This is a genomic window from Pedobacter sp. UYP24 (assembly GCF_054057295.1).
Genome location: NZ_JBSRZD010000007.1, coordinates 91961 through 114644 on the forward strand (window position 1 = coordinate 91961; position 22684 = coordinate 114644).

At 39.6% G+C, this 22684-nt stretch carries 17 protein-coding genes; 5 read left to right on the top strand and 12 right to left on the bottom strand.

All coding sequences use genetic code 11. The features are described 5' to 3' along the window. Nucleotides 1-25: 25 nt before the first annotated feature. Both ACVWYN_RS13315 and ACVWYN_RS13320 read right to left on the bottom strand, forming a co-directional pair. Nucleotides 26-3472 carry a family 16 glycoside hydrolase gene (locus ACVWYN_RS13315; protein ID WP_457289357.1) on the bottom strand — a complete coding sequence of 1149 codons (3447 nt, stop codon included), beginning with the start codon at nucleotides 3470-3472 and terminating at the stop codon, nucleotides 26-28. Nucleotides 3473-3538: 66 nt separating this feature from the next. After that, nucleotides 3539-4825, bottom strand: a complete 1287-nt coding sequence (locus ACVWYN_RS13320) for a Gfo/Idh/MocA family oxidoreductase (RefSeq protein ID WP_457289358.1) — start codon at nucleotides 4823-4825, stop codon at nucleotides 3539-3541. 196 nt (nucleotides 4826-5021) lie between these two features. Between ACVWYN_RS13320 and ACVWYN_RS13325 the strand changes: the two genes are divergently transcribed. The 3 genes from ACVWYN_RS13325 to ACVWYN_RS13335 all read left to right on the top strand — a co-directional run bounded on the left by ACVWYN_RS13325 (nucleotide 5022) and on the right by ACVWYN_RS13335 (nucleotide 7609). Continuing rightward, entirely contained in the window at nucleotides 5022-6281 is a 1260-nt protein-coding gene (locus tag ACVWYN_RS13325; protein WP_457289359.1) for an ROK family protein, read from the top strand. A 102-nt stretch (nucleotides 6282-6383) separates the two neighbouring features. Further along, nucleotides 6384-7316 carry a DnaJ C-terminal domain-containing protein gene (locus ACVWYN_RS13330; protein WP_457289360.1) on the top strand — a complete coding sequence of 311 codons (933 nt, stop codon included), beginning with the start codon at nucleotides 6384-6386 and terminating at the stop codon, nucleotides 7314-7316. Nucleotides 7317-7321: 5 nt separating this feature from the next. After that, a complete protein-coding gene (locus ACVWYN_RS13335; protein WP_457289361.1) occupies nucleotides 7322-7609 on the top strand; it encodes a chaperone modulator CbpM in 288 nt (95 codons plus the stop codon). 56 nt (nucleotides 7610-7665) lie between these two features. Here ACVWYN_RS13335 and ACVWYN_RS13340 read toward each other — a convergent pair whose 3' ends face one another. The 6 genes from ACVWYN_RS13340 to ACVWYN_RS13365 form a co-directional block, all read right to left on the bottom strand. Further along, on the bottom strand, nucleotides 7666-8835 hold the full coding sequence (locus ACVWYN_RS13340) for an aldose epimerase family protein (protein WP_457289362.1): 1170 nt from the start codon (nucleotides 8833-8835) through the stop codon (nucleotides 7666-7668). Between the two features lie 77 nt (nucleotides 8836-8912). After that, the gene (locus ACVWYN_RS13345; protein WP_457289363.1) at nucleotides 8913-9503 is read right to left on the bottom strand and encodes a DUF1543 domain-containing protein; all 591 of its coding nucleotides are present in this window, start codon (nucleotides 9501-9503) and stop codon (nucleotides 8913-8915) included. A gap of 13 nt (nucleotides 9504-9516) precedes the next feature. Continuing rightward, nucleotides 9517-11244, bottom strand: coding sequence for an FAD/NAD(P)-binding protein (locus ACVWYN_RS13350; RefSeq protein WP_457289364.1), 1728 nt, complete (start codon nucleotides 11242-11244; stop codon nucleotides 9517-9519). A 96-nt stretch (nucleotides 11245-11340) separates the two neighbouring features. Beyond that, a complete protein-coding gene (locus ACVWYN_RS13355) occupies nucleotides 11341-11799 on the bottom strand; it encodes a MaoC family dehydratase (protein ID WP_457289365.1) in 459 nt (152 codons plus the stop codon). 112 nt (nucleotides 11800-11911) lie between these two features. Beyond that, a complete protein-coding gene (locus ACVWYN_RS13360) occupies nucleotides 11912-12814 on the bottom strand; it encodes a prohibitin family protein (protein ID WP_457289366.1) in 903 nt (300 codons plus the stop codon). A gap of 236 nt (nucleotides 12815-13050) precedes the next feature. Continuing rightward, a complete protein-coding gene (locus ACVWYN_RS13365; RefSeq protein WP_457289367.1) occupies nucleotides 13051-14094 on the bottom strand; it encodes an NAD(P)-dependent alcohol dehydrogenase in 1044 nt (347 codons plus the stop codon). Nucleotides 14095-14325: 231 nt separating this feature from the next. On the opposite strand from ACVWYN_RS13365, the gene ACVWYN_RS13370 reads away from it, so the two are divergent. Then, nucleotides 14326-14550, top strand: a complete 225-nt coding sequence (locus tag ACVWYN_RS13370; RefSeq protein ID WP_457289368.1) for a CDGSH iron-sulfur domain-containing protein — start codon at nucleotides 14326-14328, stop codon at nucleotides 14548-14550. Nucleotides 14551-14875: 325 nt separating this feature from the next. Here ACVWYN_RS13370 and ACVWYN_RS13375 read toward each other — a convergent pair whose 3' ends face one another. The 4 genes from ACVWYN_RS13375 to ACVWYN_RS13390 are packed head-to-tail and all read right to left on the bottom strand — an operon-like array spanning nucleotide 14876 to nucleotide 19422. Further along, the gene (locus ACVWYN_RS13375; RefSeq protein ID WP_457289369.1) at nucleotides 14876-15745 is read right to left on the bottom strand and encodes an ABC transporter ATP-binding protein; all 870 of its coding nucleotides are present in this window, start codon (nucleotides 15743-15745) and stop codon (nucleotides 14876-14878) included. A 28-nt stretch (nucleotides 15746-15773) separates the two neighbouring features. Then, nucleotides 15774-16559, bottom strand: coding sequence for an ABC transporter permease (locus ACVWYN_RS13380; RefSeq protein WP_457289370.1), 786 nt, complete (start codon nucleotides 16557-16559; stop codon nucleotides 15774-15776). An 11-nt stretch (nucleotides 16560-16570) separates the two neighbouring features. Then, a complete protein-coding gene (locus ACVWYN_RS13385; RefSeq protein WP_457289371.1) occupies nucleotides 16571-17788 on the bottom strand; it encodes a CmpA/NrtA family ABC transporter substrate-binding protein in 1218 nt (405 codons plus the stop codon). A 26-nt stretch (nucleotides 17789-17814) separates the two neighbouring features. Then, complete coding sequence (locus ACVWYN_RS13390) at nucleotides 17815-19422, bottom strand: alginate export family protein (protein ID WP_457289372.1); 1608 nt, start codon at nucleotides 19420-19422, stop codon at nucleotides 17815-17817. Nucleotides 19423-20470: 1048 nt separating this feature from the next. Here ACVWYN_RS13390 and ACVWYN_RS13395 point away from each other — a divergent pair. Then, complete coding sequence (locus ACVWYN_RS13395; RefSeq protein ID WP_457289373.1) at nucleotides 20471-22663, top strand: GH92 family glycosyl hydrolase; 2193 nt, start codon at nucleotides 20471-20473, stop codon at nucleotides 22661-22663. The last annotated feature ends 21 nt before the right edge of the window (nucleotides 22664-22684 follow it).

Here is a 22684-nt window from a genome sequence, read left to right on the forward strand (position 1 = left end):
TTTTGATTGGTTATGATTAAAAATATTATTTCTTTTTGACTTCCGTTTTATCAGTCGCCATTTTTTTACTCAAATCTTTTATCCTGATGTTGCGAAACTGAACTGGCGAACCATGTCCGAGGAAACCAATATGTCCAGTTTCCCTTAACAAACCAGGGTGTTGCTGGTGATCAGGTGTACCATTCTTCTGAAATGGTGCAATATCACCATCCAAAATTACCGTACCATTCAGTATCACTTTTATTTTGGTTCCTTTTACTACAACTTCCTCATAGTTCCATTCGCCTACTGGTTTTAAAAATCCTCGCTTTGCCGGGATAGTACCATACACAGAACCATGATATTGGTACACATGCAAATCCTTATAGATTGGAGCGTCATTGTCCAGAATTTGTAATTCCATACCTACATATGCTGCATCACCTTCCAGAGGAGCACGTATACCTAAACCGTTATTAGCACCTGGAGTCAACTGAAATTCAAACCTGTAAATGAAATCGCTAAATTCCTCTTTGGTATACAAATTACCTCCTGATCCTTTACCCGGAACTGGTTCAATAGCAATATTACCATCTTTAATGATATAGTCAGTCAGATTTCCGGTCCAGTTGTACATATTGGTTCCATCAAACAGGATCTTGTATCCTTCTTTCTTTTCCTGTGCAGTTAGCTCAAATGGCTTCGGACGAGGAATCTCTTTGATGTAAATGTCGCGGTAAGCCACCGGAGATCCATGCGCCTGCAATTCAATCTGCTCCTCAGCAAAAATCGGCAGGTTTTTGTCCCAATAATTTTCAAGGATCACATTGTCAGTAACCAACACTCCGTTTAACCACACAGAAACCCTATCGCCTTTCATTACTATTCTAAACGTATTCCACTCATCTAATTTATTGTCGGCTACCACCAAAGGCTTGCTTGGATTTGTTTGGTTATTATACAATCCACCTGAACCTACCTGCGCACCAACATTTGTACGGGCCAAATCCCATATCTGTACCTGTGGTGTTCCCCTCAAATAAATCCCAGCATCTCCCTCGCCTTTTTTGTCATCAATTATTTTCCAGTCTACCAGCATCTCAAAGTCACCATACTTCTTAACCGTAGCCAGGTTATCTCCATGGCTCTGAAAATAAAGCTCTCCATTCCTAACTTTCCAACTGTCTTTCGCCGCTGCATCTGCTTTAACTTGCTCCTCTTCCAGCGTTTTAGCATCCATAATACTACGTTTAATTGGATCTGCTACCAACCCTTTCCAGCCCGACAGGTCTTTGCCGTTAAACACTTGTACAAAACCATCCCCTTCCTTCATACTCGAGATATACTTGCGCATACCCTCTTTCTGGTATGCTGCATCACCACCAGTAATTACCGATATGGTTTTATTCAATAGATTTTTTACGATAGTTCCATTGTATTCACCAGCGAGGGTAATATTCATCACCGCATTCGCGGCAGCTTGCTGCAAAGCAGAATTATCAAGATACTGCCCTGCGAACACGATCGAATTGAAACATTTGGCTTGTTCAGTATCCTTTAAAATCAATTGCTGTTGCGTAGGATTTTTCGCTACCGCCATTGCATTGCGCAACAATAATAACCGCTGTTCAGCTGGGTAGTCGGTATTGCGTACCAATTTTAAGTAGCCAGTTAATGCTTGGTTTACAAATGCTTCATTTTGAGAAGTTCGGGCAATTTTGATCAATTCTTCAGCTGACCCAGCATCGGCCCAGGAAGACAATGCATCCAATGCTGCCTTTTTCGTTCCTTCATTACCCGAAGCAAAGGCATCGGAAACAGATTTTAAGGCCTTTTTTCCACCAATACTTCCCAATACCTTATAGTATAAAAGCTTTTTATCTTCTGACGAACTTCCTATTTGAGCCAAAATAGTCTCGGTTTGCACATCACTGTCAGCTCCATTGCCTTTCACAGAAGCAATGATTGCGTCCTGTACAGCAGTTAGTTCGGTCTGGTCTGAAGTTCTGGTCATCAGGTCAAATAATTTTCCTTTACTTTCCGGTGTTGATATAAACTTCAAAGCTTCAAAAGCAGCCTTTCTGACTTTCTGATTTTTACTGGTCAACATAGTGTAAACTATCCCCATTTGTCCGCTTGCCGCACGGGCAGACAAAATATGGAGGAGCGCAACCTGAGCTTCCGGGTTCGCTTTCGGAATATAAGTTGCTATTTTTGCCGTCAGGTTTTCGCCTTTCATCCTTAATATAGCAGCAGAAAAAATATCCAGATCAGCAGTATCTGCTTTGCTAACTATTTTCATTAAATCATCCAATGCACTTTCGCCTCCAAGTTTTACAACAGCAAAAACGGCCGCGGTTTTGACCAGTGGATCTTTATCCTTGACTAACTTCAACGCAGTTGGAATTGCTAACTGTGCGCCACTTGAAGCCAGTTTATCCAAGATCAGTACTTTCGTTTGCCCGTCTACTTTGGCTAATTTCCCTATCCATTCAGCACCATTTAAACCGTCCATCTTAGCCATTCTGATGGCCGCTGCGCGGTACTCAAAATTACTATCATCTGCAGCAGAGCGTAAAACTTGCTGATTGTTTTTCGCACCGGCAATCAGCTCTAAGGCAGCTATACGCAAATCCACCTGATCGTCAGTTTTGAGTTTACCTGCTATATTCTTAGCCATATCTACGACTGAATTCGGATCAGTAATAGCCATTTTTTTAGCATAAACCAGCAATGCAGCAACTGCGTTAGTCTGGTCATATTTATAACCCGCTTCTTCCGCAGCCTTCATTAATAAGTCAGCTGATGATGGATCAGCTAAATTTGCAAGCGCAAAAAGCTTAACTTTTTGCAAATCCTTATCAGAACCGGTATCGAGGTTATTAATTGCTGTAGCGGTTAATGTACTTGTAACTGTATGGCCCAATGCCTCAACAAGCGCAAGTTTTGCCTTCCCAGCAGCTCTAGGTAGCGCAGCCACTAAAGCATCCACTGAACCTTGAGTATGAATTTTTACCAATGCTCTTGAAGCTTCATCAGCAAGTTGTTCATCGGTTAAATATTCAGATAAACAAGTTACTGCAGCTTCTGTACCAACTAACTCAAACTGACTAATGATGAATGCCTTATTCTGCTTGTCGCCTGCCTTTGCCAAGGCCAAGCAATAAGCCGATTCTGCCATCTTTCTCCATGCCTCATTTTTTGATGCAGCAGCAGTAAATCCGCCTACCGCATATTGTATCGCCGCATTATTACCTTTTCCAGACGCCATTAGTCCGTTAATCAGCGTAGCATAACCCCCTTCACCAAGTTCTGCCACCTCTTTCATATTTCTACTCAACTGTGCAGCGTCACTTGCAGGCAACTGCGCCAATAGATCTGCAATCTTAGTCGTTACTATTCTTTCATCTTTTTTGTCCTGAGCTACAGCGACCTGTATAAGCAGTAACACTGCCATCAGCACAAAAGATATTTTTTTGATTATAGTTATCATTGTATTTTTTTCTATTCTTCGGTTTTAGAATGAATTCTTAAAAGTAAAACTGGCTTATGCGCTTAACTATATACTAAAAGGAGCACGCATAATGGGATTAATCAGTTTGTTAGCTGCTTCATCGTCTACAAACTCCTGTTTTACCGGATCAAACTTTAATGACCTCCCCAATCTTAAGGCTGCCAAACCGATATTTACGATATTACAAGAGCGATGTCCGTTCTCTTCATTCAATGCAAATTTCTTACGTGTTCTTACTGATTCAGAAAATTCAACTATTTGCGGATCAGGATCCGGAAACTGCGCCAGTTTGCGATCCAAATCGGGAATATCAGATTTAAAACCCGGATACAGTTTGCCTTTCGGTCCTTCTATATAAGGTACGTTGGCATCTTTACCTTCTCCGTCCAGTATAATCTGACAACCATCTGCATAAGTATAGGTTATTCTACGCCAGGTTCCTACCGCATCAGTATGCTGCTCGGGTGCATCTACTTCAACAGAAATAGGATTGGTATCGTCTTTACCCAAAAAGTATTGAATGGGGTCAATATAATGTTGTCCCATATCACTCAAGCCACCGCCATCATAATCCCAATACCCCCTAAACGTCTGGTGCACCCTATGCGGATGGTAAGGTTTAAAAGGCGCTGGACCTAGCCAGGTATTATAATCCAATTCTGGTGGAACAGGCTGAGGCTCCAAATTGTCCTTACCCACCCAATAAAATTTCCAATCGTATCCAGTATGCTTACTTACGGTAACTTTCAATGGCCATCCTAACATGCCGGTATCCACCAGCTTTTTAATTGGCCTTACTGTGGTACCCATTCCGTAAAATGTATCCTTAAACCTAAACCATGTATTCAACCTAAACATGCGACCATGTTGCTGCACTGCCTCAACTACCCTTTTCCCCTCACCAATGGTATGAGTCATAGGTTTTTCACACCAAATATCCTTGCCTGCATTTGCAGCATCAACAGCCATAATACCATGCCAGTGCGGCGGAGTGGCAATGTGAACAATATCTACCTCGGGCAATTGAATCATTTCCCTGTAATCACCAAAGGTTTTAACCCCCTTGTCCAGCATACCAGCAGCTTGCGAAAGGTGGTTTTTGTCTACATCGCAAATGGCCACCACTTGCGTACCTTCATAGCCAAAATGACCTCTACCCATGCCACCAACGCCTATAACGGCCTTAGTCAGTTTATCACTGGGTGCCAGATAGCCCTGCCCTCCTAGTACACAGCGGGGAACAATAGTAAATGCAGCTACCCCTATCGCAGACTTCCTGATGAAATCCCGCCTGGAGTTGTTTTTTTCTTGTGGTTCTTCTTTAGTTTTCATTGTGGTTAGTGGTGTTATAAGAAATATATAGCTTTAGTAGGTAACAGCAGCATAGAATTTTAATATTTCCATATCTAATATTAGCGAGAAATTGTTATAAACGCAAAACATTGTCTAATTATTTAGGTAATAAAAATACTTTTATTACTTTTTAATATAAGTTAGCTATATTTATCGAAATAGAGTAATTAAAGCCATGAATCTTCATCTATTAAATAACATAACAAAATCTGCAGGTGATAAACAGCTGACTCAAAAATACAGGCTCATAAAACATCTATTTAATTCAGGGCCTTCTTCTGTTGCCACCCTGTGCGAAATCATGGACATGAGTTCGCCCAGCATATTGAAACTCATTGTTAGCTTGAGTGATGACGACTGGATAGAAAAGAAAGGATTTGGTTTGTCGATGGGGGGAAGAAAACCAGACCTCTATGGCCTAAAGGATAAAAAAATCATGATCATCTGCATTGACATTGAATTATTCCACACCAAAATTGCAATCATAGACAACAACTATAATTTTGTACTTGAAGTTAAAACCATCGCAATACCGATCTCTAAAAGCAGGTCGGATTTTTTTAAAATATTAAATACAAATGTTCAAGAGATTTTACAATCGCAGGATATTAGCAACGATCAATTAATTGGCTGTAGCGTAGGCCTGCCTGGTTTAACTGATGGAGAAAAAGGTGAAAACTACAGTTACTTTCTAAGCAATCAGGCCGATGTTTCTTTATCGGCAGCATTTGAAAATATGCTGCAACTTCCGGTAGTTATACAAAATGACGTTAATGGATCTTCCATGGCAGAATTTAAACATGGAATGGCCAAAGGCAAACAAAATGCTTTAATCTTATTAATGGATTGGGGTGTGGGACTAGGAATTATAATGGATGGCAAATTAAGACAGGGTGCCTGTGGTTTTTCGGGTGAGCTTGGGCACATTCCATTTGTAGAAAATGGCGCCTTATGCTATTGCGGCAAGCATGGTTGCCTGGAGACCATTGCTTCTGGCAATGCATTGTCTTCGATGGCTAAAGAGGGCATCCTATCTGGCAAAAACTCTATGCTTAACCAACTTAGTAATGAAGAGCTGGAAAGAATTGAACCTGCAGTTATTATTCAGGCAGCGAACAAAGGAGATCAATATGCCATCCAGTTGCTCTCTAACATTGGCACCTACATGGGAAAAGGTATAGCTATGCTAATCCAGCTATTCAATCCTGAGCTGATTATTTTGAGTGGAAAAATTGCCGAAGCAAAGCAATACATTACCTTACCCATGCAACAAGCCATCAACACCTATTGCATGACTCAAATTAGGGATAAGACTACAATAGTTTCTTCCGAACTTGGTGAAAACTCCAGACTGCTGGGCTATGCCACGACAGGTATTGATTATTTTTTAGACAGTTACATCAAAAAAGCAAAGAAATCAAAACCATTGCTTTAAAATTAACACTAACAGTATTTCGAAATTTTCATACTTCCTGAAAATATATCCGATTTACTCTCCTTTTTATATTTTCATTTGTTATAATTTAAAACAACATAAATGGCATTTATAGATTACTATAAAACTCTGGGAATTGATAAGACTGCTTCGCAGGATGATGTGAAAAAAGCTTACAGAAAGCTAGCCAGAAAATTACATCCCGACCTAAATCCAGATGATAAAGACGCACATACCAAATTTCAGCAGGTTAATGAAGCCAATGAGGCGCTGAGCGACCCGGATAAAAGAAAGAAGTACGACGAATACGGCGAAAACTGGCGCAATGCCGATCAGTTTGAACAAGCCAAAAGGTCGGGCGGACAAGGCCAATATGGCGGCCAAGGCCAGCGAAGTGGTGGAGGAAATCCTGGGGGCGCAGGTGGGAACCCTTTTGGCGGAGGCAACGGCGGAGACTATTCAGATTTCTTTGAATCGATGTTTGGCAGTGCAGGGGGTGGTCGAGGGCAAGGCAGCAGTCGGAAATCAAAAGGCCAGGACTATCAAACTGAATTTAAACTTTCCTTAAGGGATGCTTTTACCACACATAAACAAACACTAACAGTTAACGGGAAGCAAATAAGAATAACTATTCCAGCGGGGATAGGTAATGGGCAAGTACTAAAACTTAGCGGTCAGGGTGCTCCAGGTAATAATGGCGGACCAAATGGAGATCTTTATATTACCATAATCATTACCGATGATGGGAAATTTAAACGCCTTAATGATGATCTCTATGCTGATCATGAAATTGATTTGTATACTGCGGTTCTGGGAGGGGAAACAACTGTAGAAACTTTTGATGGCAAAGTAAAGCTCAAAGTTGCTGCAGGCACGCAAAACGGAATAAAAGTAAGGTTAAAGGGAAAAGGGTTCCCTGTTTATAAAAAAGAGGGAGAATCTGGTAGTCTTTACATTACCTATAATATAAAGATCCCAACTAGCCTTACAACCGAACAAACCGAACTTTTTAAACAATTACAAGACTTAAAATAATTGTTATGGAAACAGAATTGATCAGTATTCAAGAATACTGCGGCAATTACGAAATTGAGCCATCATTTATTGTTGCTTTGGAAGATTGTGGCATCATCACATTAACCATCATAGAAACAAGCAAGTATATTCATGTAGACCAGATTAAAGAACTGGATACCTACAAACACCTGCATTACGACCTTGAAATTAACATTGAAGGTATAGATGCAATAAGACATCTTCTGCAAAAGGTAATTGACATGCAGCAGCGTATTGAGCAATTAAACAATCGGCTATATATCCACGAATAAAAAAAAGGGTCGTTTTGGTAATATCCAAAACGACCCTTTTAAAATATTGATTTAGCTTATTTGCTAAATTTATAGATGGAAGAAGTTTTGTAAACCTGTCCGGGTTTTAATAACGTAGAAGGGAATGCAGGTTGATTTGGAGAATCAGGGAAATGCTGAGTTTCTAGTGCCAAAGCAGTTCTAAAATCATCTAAAGCACCACCTTTAAACTTGTTTTTGCTCTGCATAAAGTTACCACTGTAAAACTGAAGACCAGGCTCTTGAGTATAAATATCCATTACGATTCCAGATTTATCACCAGTAACAGTAGCAGCATGATTCATACCCATTCCTTTAGCTCCGCTCAGTACAAAGTTATGATCGTATCCACCACCAGCTTTCAATTGATCATTAACTGCATCAATACGTTTTCCAATGGTTATTGGCGTATTGAAATCAAAAGGAGTATCTTTTACTGGGATGTTTTTCCCTAATGGAATTAAGGTTGTATCAACCGGTGTAAACTGATCAGCATAGATTTGTAATACATGGTTTAATATCGTTCCACTTCCTTCCCCGTTCAGGTTAAAAAATGCATGATTTGTAAGGTTAACTACAGTTTTTTTATCAGTTGTAGCTTCATAATCCATCTTCAATTCATTATCATCAGTCAGTGAATACGTAACCTTAACATTCAGGTTACCCGGAAAACCTTCTTCCATATCTTTAGATAGGTAAGACAGCTCAACTGTATGGTCATTTGGTTGCTTAGCATCCCATACTACATATTGATAACCCTTTTTGCCACCATGAAGCGCATTTTGTCCGTTGTTAGTGAATACAGAATATTGTTTTCCATCAATAGTAAACTTACCTTTAGCAAGCCTATTGCCATAACGTCCAATGGTAGCACCAAAGTAAGGCTCGGTTGAGTTTACAAAACCATCTACACTATCAAATCCAACTACAACATCAACTAGTTTACCTGTATTATCTGGCACAAGTAAGCTAACTAACCTACCACCATAGTTGGTAAAAGCAGCCTGCATGTTATTTTTGTTCTTTAGGATATAAAGATTGGTCTTCTTACCATCAATTTCCTTCTGGAACTTTGTACTATCTAATTGAAAAGTAGTTGCAGTGCTGTCAGATTGTACAGCTGATGCATCAGTTTTAGTTGTTTGGTTACAAGCAGTTACCGCAAGTAACAGTGCTGCTGCCAAAAATGGTTTTAACGAGTGTTTCATTTACTAAAAGGTTTATAAGGTTAACCGAATTAAATTGGTGATGCCAAATTAGTATTTTAAGATTAGATTACATACACTTAAATTTTATCCAGCTTAAAATAGCCCAAATGAATCGAATCTTGTGGCATGTAAGTTCCTTCCGTAATCTGTATATAATACATTTTTTTTAATTGAGCACTCAGGATCTCTTCTATTTTATAAACATCATCCACATCTATACCGTATTTTTCATCAATATGAGAATTGGCACCTTTAATAGAATTTGTTTTAAAAAAAATGGTCTTCTTAGATTCCTGAACAGCCTTTGCTCTATCTTCTTGTACTGTAAGTACTGTATAGTGTTGTTCTTCCAGTTTACCAGATTGGTAGCCTCCAAGATTAATAAAGAACAACTTACCGATGTTATCCTGCATAACAGGATGTTGTTCCTTTAATAGAATGTTTACTGAATAGCCATCTACTACATTTACCTCCCGCCAGCCATCAATATGTAAGCTTGCTCCCGCCTCTGGCCAGAATGCTTTCATTTGCGGAACCAAATCCTTTAAAGAGCGTGCAATGCCAAAAAAATAATCATGCTGTTCCACATTTCTATGTCTGGCTTTAGAGCCCAGTAAAACCATAAATAGTTTTGGGTCTTCAGCAATATGTTGCAAGGACGTATTCATAAAAACAATTGTATTACGTTGTAGACAATACGCTTTCAATTATTGAACCAGAAGCTGCCTCGCAAAAATCCAATCCTGAATAATCTGGATTATAACCTCCTATATAAGGTACCGCCATAATATAAATTCGCGGATTAAGTGCGCCATAGCTATCAACAACCTGAAAGCTATCGTTTATGGTTATTCCAGGAACCCTTAAGTAATAATCGCCTTCCTGGTTTGCAGTCCTGTCTAGCACTACTTTCCGGTTGGCTTGTTCAATGGCCATTTTTCCATTGTTATTATCGCAGAATTTGATCTTTGCCGGACTAACCGTTCCCTTTTCAATTAGGCTTTTGTAAGGCAAATCTTCAAAAGATAAATGGGGTTGTCCCACACAATCTATAAAACCCTTAAATCGCACAGCCTGTTCTACACCATCTTTATCGGTATAGTTATAAACAATACCACCCTCTGCCTGAGGTTCAACTTCACCATCCTCTCCTACCGAAACAATATCCAGCAAGCCAGCCTCATGCAGCGCAAGCATTTCTTCCACAGATTTTTGTGGCACAAATGCAATTACAATAGAGATTAAGGGCATCAATACCTTTTGCAAACGCTGCATATCTTCTGCAGAAAAATATTTGGCTGGATAATTCATTGCAAAACTGAGAACCGCAAGCATTTCCTTCCAATAAACAGACTCTTCTTCGTCAATAGATCGCTCTGCTTCGTAATATTCTTCCTTAAACAGTTGAAAAGCATCTTTTTGCTCCCGCATTTTCATTACACGTAGTACAAAATCCTCGATGGTCATGTCTTTGATCAACTGGTAAAAACGAGGGCGCTTCTCTTTGAAAGCTTCTTTAAAATTCTGCTCAAATATAAAATCGAGCGATAGAAATCCTTCATTTTCTTTCCGGTTCCTATTCACTTCTTCCTTAGACAAAACAGAATCCTTTAATAAGTGTGAATCCTCCAGGTGAAAACGGATTCCGGGCAGCAGCCCATTTCTGGAATGCATAACCATTTTAAAATCAGGACAGTTTGCTGCCAATTGAAAGGTTACTTTACCTTCTTCATGATAACTAAAAGTTCCATTATTCCTGGCTAATGTCCGTACAGCATCAATAGCCGTTAGTGACGATCCTTTAATAGCAACGGTATGATTGAATTGTTTAGCAATTTTAGCCGGCGGATAGGGTGCATCATAACAACCCGCAATTTTACCCTCATATTTTAAGGGCCACCTGTGCCCGGTACAAACAATAACCTGATCAAAACTATACTGTTTCCCATCCGCAGTCTCAACAACCACGATATCCTTGTCGGGTTCATCTATAATATCTACAACCTCACTACCCATATAAAAAGAGGTATCCATACCCTGTTGCTTTGCTTTCTCCCTTAACAACGAAAATTGAGCAGACAAATACTGCCCGAATAACAATCTGGGCAGCACTTTAAAATCATGAAATTGTTCCAGGTTAATATTGAAGTACTCAAGTGTTCCTTGGGGAACGGTACCCATCCAATCCAGTAATGATGTAACCAGTTCAGGAATTTCATTACCCGAAACATTGGTAATATGCTCTTCATTAGCTCCTTCACTACTGTATGGCATACCAGATCCAAGTACCTGCTTTTTCTCAAAAACAGTAACACTGATACTATGTTTATTTTCGTCTACAAATCTTTTGAAAAGGAAAAGGCCGCTAGGCCCACCTCCAAGAATAGCGATACATTTAATTTGTTCCAATTTTCTACAGCCCTTAAAAACAAAACCGACTAGCTAACAATGGTTAACTTAATTTGGTTTTTGTCTGGCAAAGATATTTTTCAGTAATATTGATTACTAAATAAAATGATACAGAAAGATCACATTTCCGGTATAAGCAGGCTTTACCTGACCTTTGATAATCAAAGTGGCTTCAATAATCACTTTGGTAACTCCACGTAAATTCACAATAGAATTTAATTTGGCTTTTAACTGAACTTCATCGTTAACCAGCACAGGCTGACTGAATTTAAAGCTTTCAATACCATAGTTAATCTCCATTTTTATATTACGTACATCTGCAATCTGTTTCCACAGGTATGGAATTAAGGAAAGTGTTAAATAGCCATGCGCAATAGTTGATTTAAAAGGCCCTTCACTTTCCGCTCTTTCTTTATCAACATGAATCCATTGATGATCGATTGTTGCATCGGCAAACTTATTGATCTGTGGCTGGTCTATAGTGTGCCACTTAGAAAGGCCTAGTTCTTTGCCCAAATGCGATTGATATTCTTCAAAATTATTAATGACCAGCATATATAGTAGTTATAGATTTCAAAATGGTTTAGTAGCGCCTTAACGCAAAAGTACTATTTCATTACTAATCTTCAAATATCGAAATACAATGAATTATTTTGACGTCTTGGTATTAATTAGCCCCCAAAATTATAGGGTTTTTACCACTACCCATAATAATAATCTTTGTGTTCGGCGAGAGTGCTATTTCTTTTTGAGCCAGGATAGATTCATACTGAAGTTGCTTATCGCTCAATCCGGTTGATAGAATTTTTTGATAATCTGCTATACCCTGGGCTTCTATACGCTTCTTTTCGGCCATTTGTCTTTCCTTTTGCAATACAAACTGCATCTTTTGTGCATCCTGTTCTGCATTGATCTTAGATTCTATGGTCTTTCTTACCGACTCGGGCAAGGTTACATTTCTGATCAGCAACTGCTGTAATTCGAATCCACGTTTGTTAAAGCTTTGATTGATAGTTGCAAATATCTTACTCTGAAACTCTTGTCTCTTAGTAGAATACAATGCTACCGCCTCATAGGACACTGCATTATCTCGAATCGCTGTTCGGGCAATAGGACGTACGATCTTATCTAAATAATCTTCACCTATTTCCTTAAGAATTTGTGGAGCAGATTGCGGTTTAACACTAAAAAGCACCGAAAGATCAATGGTAACTTCCAATCCATCAGATGTGAGTATCCGGATTGCGTCGTCACCTTGTTTCACCCCCTCATCATGTACAGCAGACATAGTATAATTCTGGGTCTTGGTATCAAAGGTAGTCACCTCTACTAAAGGATTAACAATGTGCAAACCGCTGTACAATACATCGTCATCTACTTTACCATAAAGTGTTTTAACGCCAACCTGGCCTGCATCAACAACTTTAAACATGGAAATAGTTGCACCGAGGAGCATTAAGACGACTCCTGCTACACGGATTAGGACACTGAATTTAGTTAGTGGGCTATCTCCACGGGCAATAAAAAAGCTTACGACAACAATCAGTAAGCCAAGGACAATTAGAAACATAGTTTAAATATTTAATTTTTAAATAAAATTCCGCAAAACGTATACCCGGTGATGCCCAATTAAAACAAATCAGCATCTAAAACCATGTAAAGGCCAATTTCAGTAAATTTGAATATTAACATAACGAAGCAACCCTTCCAAAATGGAAGGGTTTTTTCCATTTTGGAAGGTACATGAAAAGATTGCATAAAAAAAGAGGCATTTAGCCTCTTTCCAAAATAGCTAAACCAGTGTATTTACAATGTAGCAATATCAATTACAAACCTATAACGTACATCGCCCTTCTGCATACGATCGTAGGCGGTATCAATATCTTTAATATCAATCATTTCAATATCAGAAACAATGTTGTGTTCTGCACAGTAATCAAGCATTTCCTGAGTCTCTGCTATACCACCAATTCCAGATCCGGCTAAACTCTTTCTACCACCCAAAAGACTAAACGCAGCAATCTCAGCAGGCTTAGGAGGAACGCCAACACAAATCATGGTTCCGTCAGTTCTCAATAAACCTAAGTACATGTTAAAATCATGTTCTGCAGAAACCGTATCCAGAATAAAATCAAAACTGCCTCTAGCCGCCTTTATCTGTTCCGGATCAGTGGTCACCACAAAATTATGTGCACCAAGCTTTTTAGCATCGGCTTCTTTTTTTGGCGAAGTACTTAAAACAGTAACCTCAGCACCAAAAGCTACTCCAAATTTAACGGCCATGTGCCCTAAACCACCTAATCCTAATACAGCAAGTTTATGTCCTTTACCAACTTTCCAATGTCTTAAGGGAGAATAGGTAGTTATACCGGCACACAATAATGGTGCAGTAGCTGCAAGGTCCAATTTATCAGAGATGTGCAAAACAAATTCCTCTTTAACCACGATAGAGTTGCTATAGCCCCCATAAGTTGGCGAAGAGCCATCGCGCTCCATGGCATTATAAGTTCCAGTGGCACCTTCCAGGCAATATTGCTCAAGATCTTTTTTACAATTCTCGCATACCTGACAAGAATCGACCAGACAGCCAGTACCAGCTAAATCACCAACCTTAAAATTCTTTACATCAGCGCCTACTTTAACAACGCGACCAACAATCTCATGTCCCGGTACCATTGGAAAAATGCCCGGGAACCAATCGTTTTTAATCTGATGCAGATCTGAGTGGCATACACCACAAAATAAAATATCAAACTGAACATCATTAGGTCCAACATCGCGACGTTGAAAATCCCATGGTGCAAGGTTTGTTTGTGCGTCCTGTGCCGCGTATCCTTTTACTGGTATCATATTTAAATTTATTTAATATTTTATGTTAGTATTACTAAGGTACAGCATAAAGAGCCGAATGTTTTTCAAGAATAACTCCAGCACGAAGAAGTGACAAAGATTTTACCTAGTCTTTATTCATTCTAACAATGCGTGGATAAAAACTATAACTTTCCAGAATGTATCTAAATAGCCATCTGATTCTTCTGATCATCAGTATTCCCTTAGCTTTATAGGAAAACAAACACTTTTATGTCTAAGACAAAACTTACAATAAATAATAATGGATCTGTTAAGATCGAAGGCGACTTTGAAATTGTGGATAGAAATGGCAATGAATATGGATTACAGGGAAGAACTGTACTTTCCATCTGCAGATGCGGTCTTTCAAAAAACAAACCTTTTTGTGATGGCTCCCATAATGGTCACTTTGAGCATGATGCTGTAGCTTTTGACTTGCCTCCTAAAAAAGTTTAGTTAACATCAAGATTAAAAGAATCAGGGAGCGATGTACTAACATCACCCCCTGATTCTAAGTTCACAATTTCGGCTGTAAACTTAATCACCAACCATTCTATGAAATTGATATTTCAATTTTCATAGGTGTACCGCACTCTCTCTCCTGCTTTTAGCTTGTTTGTAACTCTTTTTACGTTTTCTTCGTAAGTCATTTGATCTGTCTGGCAAGTGGCAGCAGGTAGCGCTTGGACGTTTCTTATATGGATGGCATTGAAATAGGATTTTGACCGGAGTTACATAGGAGTTGAGAAAGAGGCAAACCCTTATACAACCCCTTTAAAACTTAGCGCTCGTCATCGATCGAGAACTTGTCAATCAGCAGGCTCAGCAAACGGTCATGTATTTCCATATATTTAGGATCGTGAACAATATCTTTCTTGTTGCGCGGTCTTTTTAAAGGAACTTCTACAATTTCCCGGATCGTGGCTGCCGGGCCATTGTTCATGACCACTACTTTATCTGCCAGGAATATGGCCTCCTCGATATCATGGGTTACCATCACGATGGTTTTCTCACGATTGTCCAGGTTCCAGAGCTTAAGCAGCTCCACGTGCATTGAACTTTTGGTAAGGGCATCAAGGGCACCAAAAGGCTCATCCAGCAATAAAATTTTTGGGTTAATCGCAAATGCGCGTGCTATAGCTACCCTTTGCTTCATTCCGCCTGACAACTGACCTGGAAGTTTGTCCTTATGTTCCCAAAGATTAACCATCCTCAGGTTAGTTTCTACCAATTTGTTCCTTTCAACAAAGGATAAATCCTTCAGCGCAGACTCGACCGCAACCTCTATATTTTTATAGACAGTAAGCCATGGTAGCAGAGAATAATTCTGAAACACAATACCCCTATCGGGTCCTGGAGCTTCTACTTTTTTATCGTTGGCATAGACCTGGCCAGCTGAGGGCTTAACCATACCGCTAATCGTACCCATTAAGGTAGATTTTCCGCAGCCGGAATGGCCGATTAAGGCCACAATTTCTCCTTTATTGACAGTTAAATCGATATCCTTAACGGCAGTATATGTCCCTTTTGGAGTTTTAAAACTTACAGTTACATTATCAACCCGGATACTTATCTCTGGTTGGGCCGCTTGGCTAAGAACTCTATCTGTCATCTCTGTAATGCTTTCTTCAAATGTTGTTGATGTACTCATAATCACAATTTTAATAAATGGTCAGGCATTAAAGCGCGTAGGAAAACTTCTGTTGCAGCCAGGTAAAACAACGGTCCAGTAAAGAACCTACAAGGCCAATAATAATGATGGCAACCAGAATTTTAGCGGTATTTCCACCATTGAAACCTTCTTCCCATACAAAGTTGCCAAGTCCCGTTCCGCCAGAAAGCATTTCTCCAGCCACTATGACCATCCAGGCAATACCAATTGATAATCTTAGTCCGGTAATAATATGCGGAAGGCTAAAAGGAACCAATATTTTATTAAGATATTTCCAGGTCGAGAACCCAAAGGCTTTGCTCACATTCTTGTGGTCCTGCGGAACATTTGATGCGCCGAAGGCGGCGTTGATTAGTGTTGGCCACAAGCAGCAGATGAAAATCATGAACACGCTGGCTTTCGGTGAATCCTGGAAAATGGCCAGCCCGAGTGGAAACCATGCCAATGGAGAAACCGGCTTTAGGATCTGTACCATCGGGTTCAGAATTCGCATGGCGATCTTGCTGCTGCCCATCATTAATCCGATGGGAACAGCAAATAAAGATCCCAATCCGAAACCAATGCCCACCCGTCCCAAAGAACTTAACAGCTTGGTACCAATGCCTTTTTGATCAGGGTCATTCTGAAAAGGTTGCTTAATCACTTCTTTAAATACTACCCAGGTTGATGATGGGTCAGGTATTTCGCCCTTGGTGAGTTTGGCAATTAATGCCCAAATGCCGCCCATAATAAATATACCTGCCAGAAAATATAGGACGGAAGAGGTTGTTTTGGCTGAAAGTAATTGCTTCATAACGTTAGGAATTATTTTTTAGCTCCGGCGATGTAAGCCGCAGGATTTTTCGGATCAAAAATTATAGTTTCCAGGTTGGTTTTAAATGGCTTCATATCTTCCTGCACCGGTACATTCATACTTTTTGCTACCTCGTTAAACAGGTCGGTCATAATAAGTTTTTTTGCTACAGCCTGATAATCCGGCGCGGTATTGATCATACCAAAGCGCATGTATTGGGCCATGAACCAAACACCATAAGCAAGTTTAGGTGTGTTGACAATACCGTTGTTATAAAATAACATATAGTCGTCCTTATATTTCTGAACGCCCAACTCACAGCCGATATCTGTTGAACCAACCAGTCTGGCTTCGATCACCTGAATCGGTGCATTTACATAATTGGGCTTACTCAGCAAAATGGCGGCCTTTTTACGATTACCCATTACATCCAGCCATCTGCAGGCATCAATAATGGCCTTCATCACATTTTTTAAGTCTTCTTTGTCGGTTTCTGCAAAGGCCTTATTGGCTACAAGAGCTTTTTCCGGGTGGTTTTTCCAAATGTCCTGACTGGAGATCTGCGTAAAGCCAATGCCTTGCGCGGCAGCAACACCGTTCCATGGCTCACCTACACTAAAACCCTCCATATTATCAACTTTCATATTGGCCACCATTTGTGGTGGAGGGATAGTGATAATACCTACAGATTTGGAGTTTACTCCCGCAGCAGCCAGCCAGTTCCTCAGCCAGATATCGTGTGTACCTCCTGGAAAAGTCATCGCAAAAGTTACTTCTTTACGGGCCTTTACCGACTTAATCGCTGCTGCAACATGTTTCATGTCCCTGAAGCCCACCAGTCCGCAGAAATCCTTGGATAGGGTAATGGCCTGTCCGTTGTTGGACATGACCATCGCAATCTTCATTTCAGACCCTGCTTTGCCGCCAATACCAGTATAAACAGAAAAAGGCATCGAAAACAAACAGTGAGCAGCATCAAGTTCTCCATTTAGGATCTTATCTCGGATCACCGCCCAGGAAGCTTCTTTAGAAAGCTGTACGTCTACGCCATATTTAGCAAAAAAGCCCATTTCCTTGGCGATAACCAATGGGGCGCAATCTGTAAGGGGTATAAAACCCAGTTTAATAACTCTTTTTCCGGGATTTGCGGCCGCAGCCCACAAACTTAAAAGGATACAAAATAAGCTTAATAAAATAGGCTTCTCGAATTTTTTGGTATAGTTATTCATGTGAGTTCAATTAATGGGTTTAACAATTATTGTTTGATGGCTACAGGTTTGGCGTAGAAGAAGTCGGGACTAAATTTCAACATGAGGTAAGCCCATTTGGGTGTCTTGTCGAATGTGGCAGCTGTTACATCGTTTACAGCCTGACCTTTTGCAAATGGCATATTACCAGTGGCCTTCATCATGGAATAACCCATTTCTATATTGGTAAACTTATTCATGGTGTAGTTTAGCACCAGGTCTGCCTCCTTACCGAGATTTTTGCCTACAAAAGTTCCATCTGCTTTTTTCATCTCCTGATTCAAATTAAAAGAATGAAGATCAAGGCCAATTGCAAAGGTATTTGCGGTGTATTTGAGCTTAACATACGGATTATTAAGTCCGCCTTTTGGTGAACCGGTACCAGCATAAAAGTAATCCATATAGCCCCAGAATTTATGTGGTGTGCCGTAAAGTGGATCAAAAGAATTGTTTTTACCCGAAGCAACGTCTGCAGGCTTGGAACCTGAAAGCACGTCATAGCCCGGAGTGATACTAAATAGCCCTTTTTGATAGGTAGCGGCTATCGTATAATGAAATGCGTTCATCCTGTTGCCATCCCGGTCATTGCCCGATTGTTGATAGTAAGCGGCCTGTATAGCAATTTTACCAAAACCCGATGCATTTCCAAAAGTTGGGCTGAGCATCAACCCATAAGTGTAGCGGCTACGGCTGCCATAATCATAAGTGTCTGTTGGAGCGCTAGGTAAAAAACGACGACCATAAACATAACCTACAGCTGCGCTTCCTGCAGAATCCAATTTATATTTTCCAAAATTGTCATTGAACAACAATGCCGAAACCTTTGTCTGCTTAAATTTTTTACTGATGTACAAGCTGGTGAATGATTTGTAGTTTTGTGTAGCGCCATTGGTACCTACAGGGTTACTGTACACAGGATTGCCTGTTTTTGAGCTATTATTGGAGGCACTACCGCCTGCGGCAAGGGGTACAAGACCCGCCGGTAGCGGGACTAATATACCTGAGCTATTCTTTACATAGGCAGGCAAATTGCCAGGCACATAATTGGTGTTGGTGACACCTGCAGCATCTGAATTTTGATTGTAAGCATAGCCCAGATCAACTTGCCATCCATGGTGCATTACTTTTAATAATGCCATGTCATGCTGACGGGCCTGTTGCAGCCAGTCCAGGTTACCTATTAATCGGGAATCGTCATAGATAAGTTCCTGTCTTCCGATTTTCAGAGAAAGCTGGTCTATTAATTTAAATTTAATATTGGTATCTGCCTTGTTCGCGAGGGTAAGTTCTGCCCAGCCTTCGTGCAGCATAAAGCGATTGCCATCGGCTGTTGATATAGTTGAAGCGTCTGCTCCCCACACCCTTATATCCTGAACACTGGCACCAAAAGTTAAGAGATCCCATTTGTAGCCGAAATTCAGACGTGTTCGCTGTGAAGTAAAACCGGCTTTCTTGGCTCCTGATAGTGTGAGATTCCCATACCCATCACGAATTTCAGTACGGGTGCGCAGCTGGCCTGTAAGACTAAACTGAGCTTTTGCGATATTTGATTGGAAAATGCCTGAAATTAAAATTACGGCAAATACTGGAAGTTTATAACGTACATTTTTATACATTTGAAAGGTTTTTTATTGTTAAAAGATGGAAAACTGTTTTGCCTCACTGGGAATCCGACCTCCCAGCGAGGCTTTTTTTATAGGTTAAATTTTCGTCATAGGCAAATTTTGGTTTTTGAGTGGTTCATTTGTTTACTGCGATAAATATATCATTTTTAATATAAAAATACAATTAATTTCAAATAAATCTTAAATTATATGATTAAAATCATTAAAAATGAATTATTACTGTTAATGAATCGTTATTAATTTTACTTTTTTCATGTTATTTTAATTTTTAAAGATTTTTAATACAATTAAACTGTTATTATTATAATAATTTTACTGTTTACAATTAAATAGATTATTTTAAATATGATATTTATCAATTTAAATATATAAAAAACATAAAATATTATTAATTACTAATTTTTTATATAAAAAATGTATTTAATAATAAAATATACAATAGTTATTCATATATATTGTTCATATTTTATGAAAAATCAACTAAAAATCTCTAAAATATTTATTTTATTTAAATAATGAAGTATTTAAAAGTAAAATTTATCCATTATTTAATTTTATCAGGAATTAATAGCCTATAATTAGCCATCATATGTAGATATTAAGTAAAAGACAACATAGATATGTTTAAATACTGCTTAGCAGCAATCCATTACATTAACAATAAATTCCTTAAACGCAAGGCGGTAAAAAACTTTTCATGACCCTTTAAAAAAACTGCAACCTCAGTTCATTCTGCTATAAAATTCATGCAATCGTTTCCGTAGAATCTTAATAGACAACTTGCTTTCAGATAATTACAAATTGGTAATTTGAGGGTTGAAATCTAACCAAATTATTTTGACCCATTTATGAACCACTTCCAATCATGAGAATTTACCTTTTCTCTTTTCTTATAAAACTTAACTTATCTTCCAATTCCGCAACGCCTGGATTTGCTCGAAAGCTAGATGTACCGTTCCTGTTTTCTAACCATATTGTGTTACTGTAAAAAGCAAAAGTGAATTTTAAATCCCTATCCATTTTTTTAGATAGTATAATTATGAAAAAAATAAAAAGTTTTATTTTAGCAGGAATCATCTTTCCGACTTTTATCTATAGTCAGACCAAAATTCGTCTAACAGGTTATGTAAACCCGTTAATCGGAACAACGGTTCTGACAGACTCTGCTAAGCTCGGCTACGTCGCTCCCTGGCGAACATGGAATGGCCTTTTAGGGCCGGCAGCTACCGTTCCATTCGGTATGGTACAGGCAGTTCCCGTTACTACCTATGGCAGTGGTAGTGGTTATGAGTACGAAGTAAAAACAATTAAAGCTTTTGCTCAAACCAGTGGAACTGATTGGGGACAACTTAATATCCCCATTATGCCTCTGGAAGGCAGCAATTTCTCAGCCGATGATTTTGCATCAACCTACCTCCATTCCAACGAAACGGCACATCCAGGGTATTATAGCGTTGTATTAGATCGTTACAATATCAAGGTAGAGCTTACCGCTACCAAAAGATGTGCATACCATAAATACACCTATTTAGGCGGTCAAGATAAAAAGCTTGCATTCGACCTTGTACACTCAGGTGGGGGTAGCAGTAAATGGGAACTCAACAAGGGCGGCGATAACATCGTTACAGGAAGACAGGGCAACCTATATTTCTATGCCGTAATGAACAGTAAGATCAAAAGCATTGAAATCTACAAGCGCAATCCAAACCAGCCCGATATCCCGAGTAGTGGTCAGGGTGCAGGAGGTCAAAGAAAACTTACCGGAAACATTGACATTCCTATTATTAGCTTTGAAAAATCTGACAAACCATTGGAGGTTAAAATTGCGATATCAAGTGTTAGTCCCGAAGGTGCAAAATTTAACTATAATGCAGAAATAGCGAACAAAAGCTTTAATCAGGTTTATAAAGAGGCGGATGATACCTGGGAAAAACTCCTTGGAAAAATCCAGGTTACCGGTGGAACAAAAAAGCAAAAAGTAATGTTTTATTCATGCCTTTACAGACAGTTCTGGTATCCAAGCATCACGAGCGATGCGGATGGTAAAAATGCGGATACCATCCCTGGATTTGACACCTATACAGGCCCAGGACTCTGGGATGTTTTCCGTACACAACTTGTTGTTCTTAATATGTTTAGGCCTGATATTAGCAACAATGTTATTAAATCTATGATTCTTGCTGGAGAGCGCTCAGGATTCCTGTCTACTTCATTTCATGGCGATTTTGCATCATCCTACATTGCCGGAGCCTATGCGCGCGGTGTAAGGGATTACGATATTCAGAAGGCATACCGTCTTATGCTTAATAATGCCAATACCCCTGCCGGTAATGGCGTAAGGGTACCCAGACCCCATAACGATGACTATCTAAAACTTGGTTATGTTTCAGAAGCAAGTGTCCCAAATGCAACAACTGAAACTGTTGCAAGCGCAGGAACTACCAAAACACTGGAATTTGCTTATTCGGACTACTCGGTAGCACAAGTAGCTAAAGTCCTGGGAGATAAGGATACGTACAACAGTATGATGAAACGTAGCCAGAACTACAAGAACGTTTTCGATGCCCAGACGGGATTTATGAGAGGTCGCCAGGCGAACGGAGCATGGGTTACGCCATTTAAACCTAATTACCCTTACTATGAATACATGTACCGCGAGGCAAATGCCTGGCAGGCATCATTCTTCGCACCACAAGATACCAAGGGACTTATTGCACTGTACAAGAGCCCTAAAGACTTCGAGCTTAAAGTAGATTCACTTTTCTCGATTCCCTGGGGCGGATATGCAAAAGATAATCTTTCCTGCTTCCTTGGACAATTTTGTATGGGTAACCAGCCAGACTTTGGCTATCCTTATCTTTATTATTTCGTAAACAAACCAGCAAAGTCACAAGCTATCCTTACCAAACTCTTGTCAGATTACTATGGAATGGGCCCGGAAGGTTTTGCATTGGCAGGCATGGACGACTATGGTTCCCTTACAGGATGGTATGTATTTAATGCAATGGGCATTTACCCTTATTCACCGACAGACCCGGAATATATTGTTTCAGTGCCTGTCTTTGATAAAATTGAAATGCAGCTTGGTAATGGGAAAAAATTTACCATTACCAAAAAGGGTGGTGGCAAAAACATCAATCGTATTACTATTGGCGGAAAGCCTCTCAAAGGATGGTTTGTTAATTATGATGATATGCTCCTGGGCAAAGAATTGATGATCGATACGAAATAAAATAGTTCAATCGAACAACCC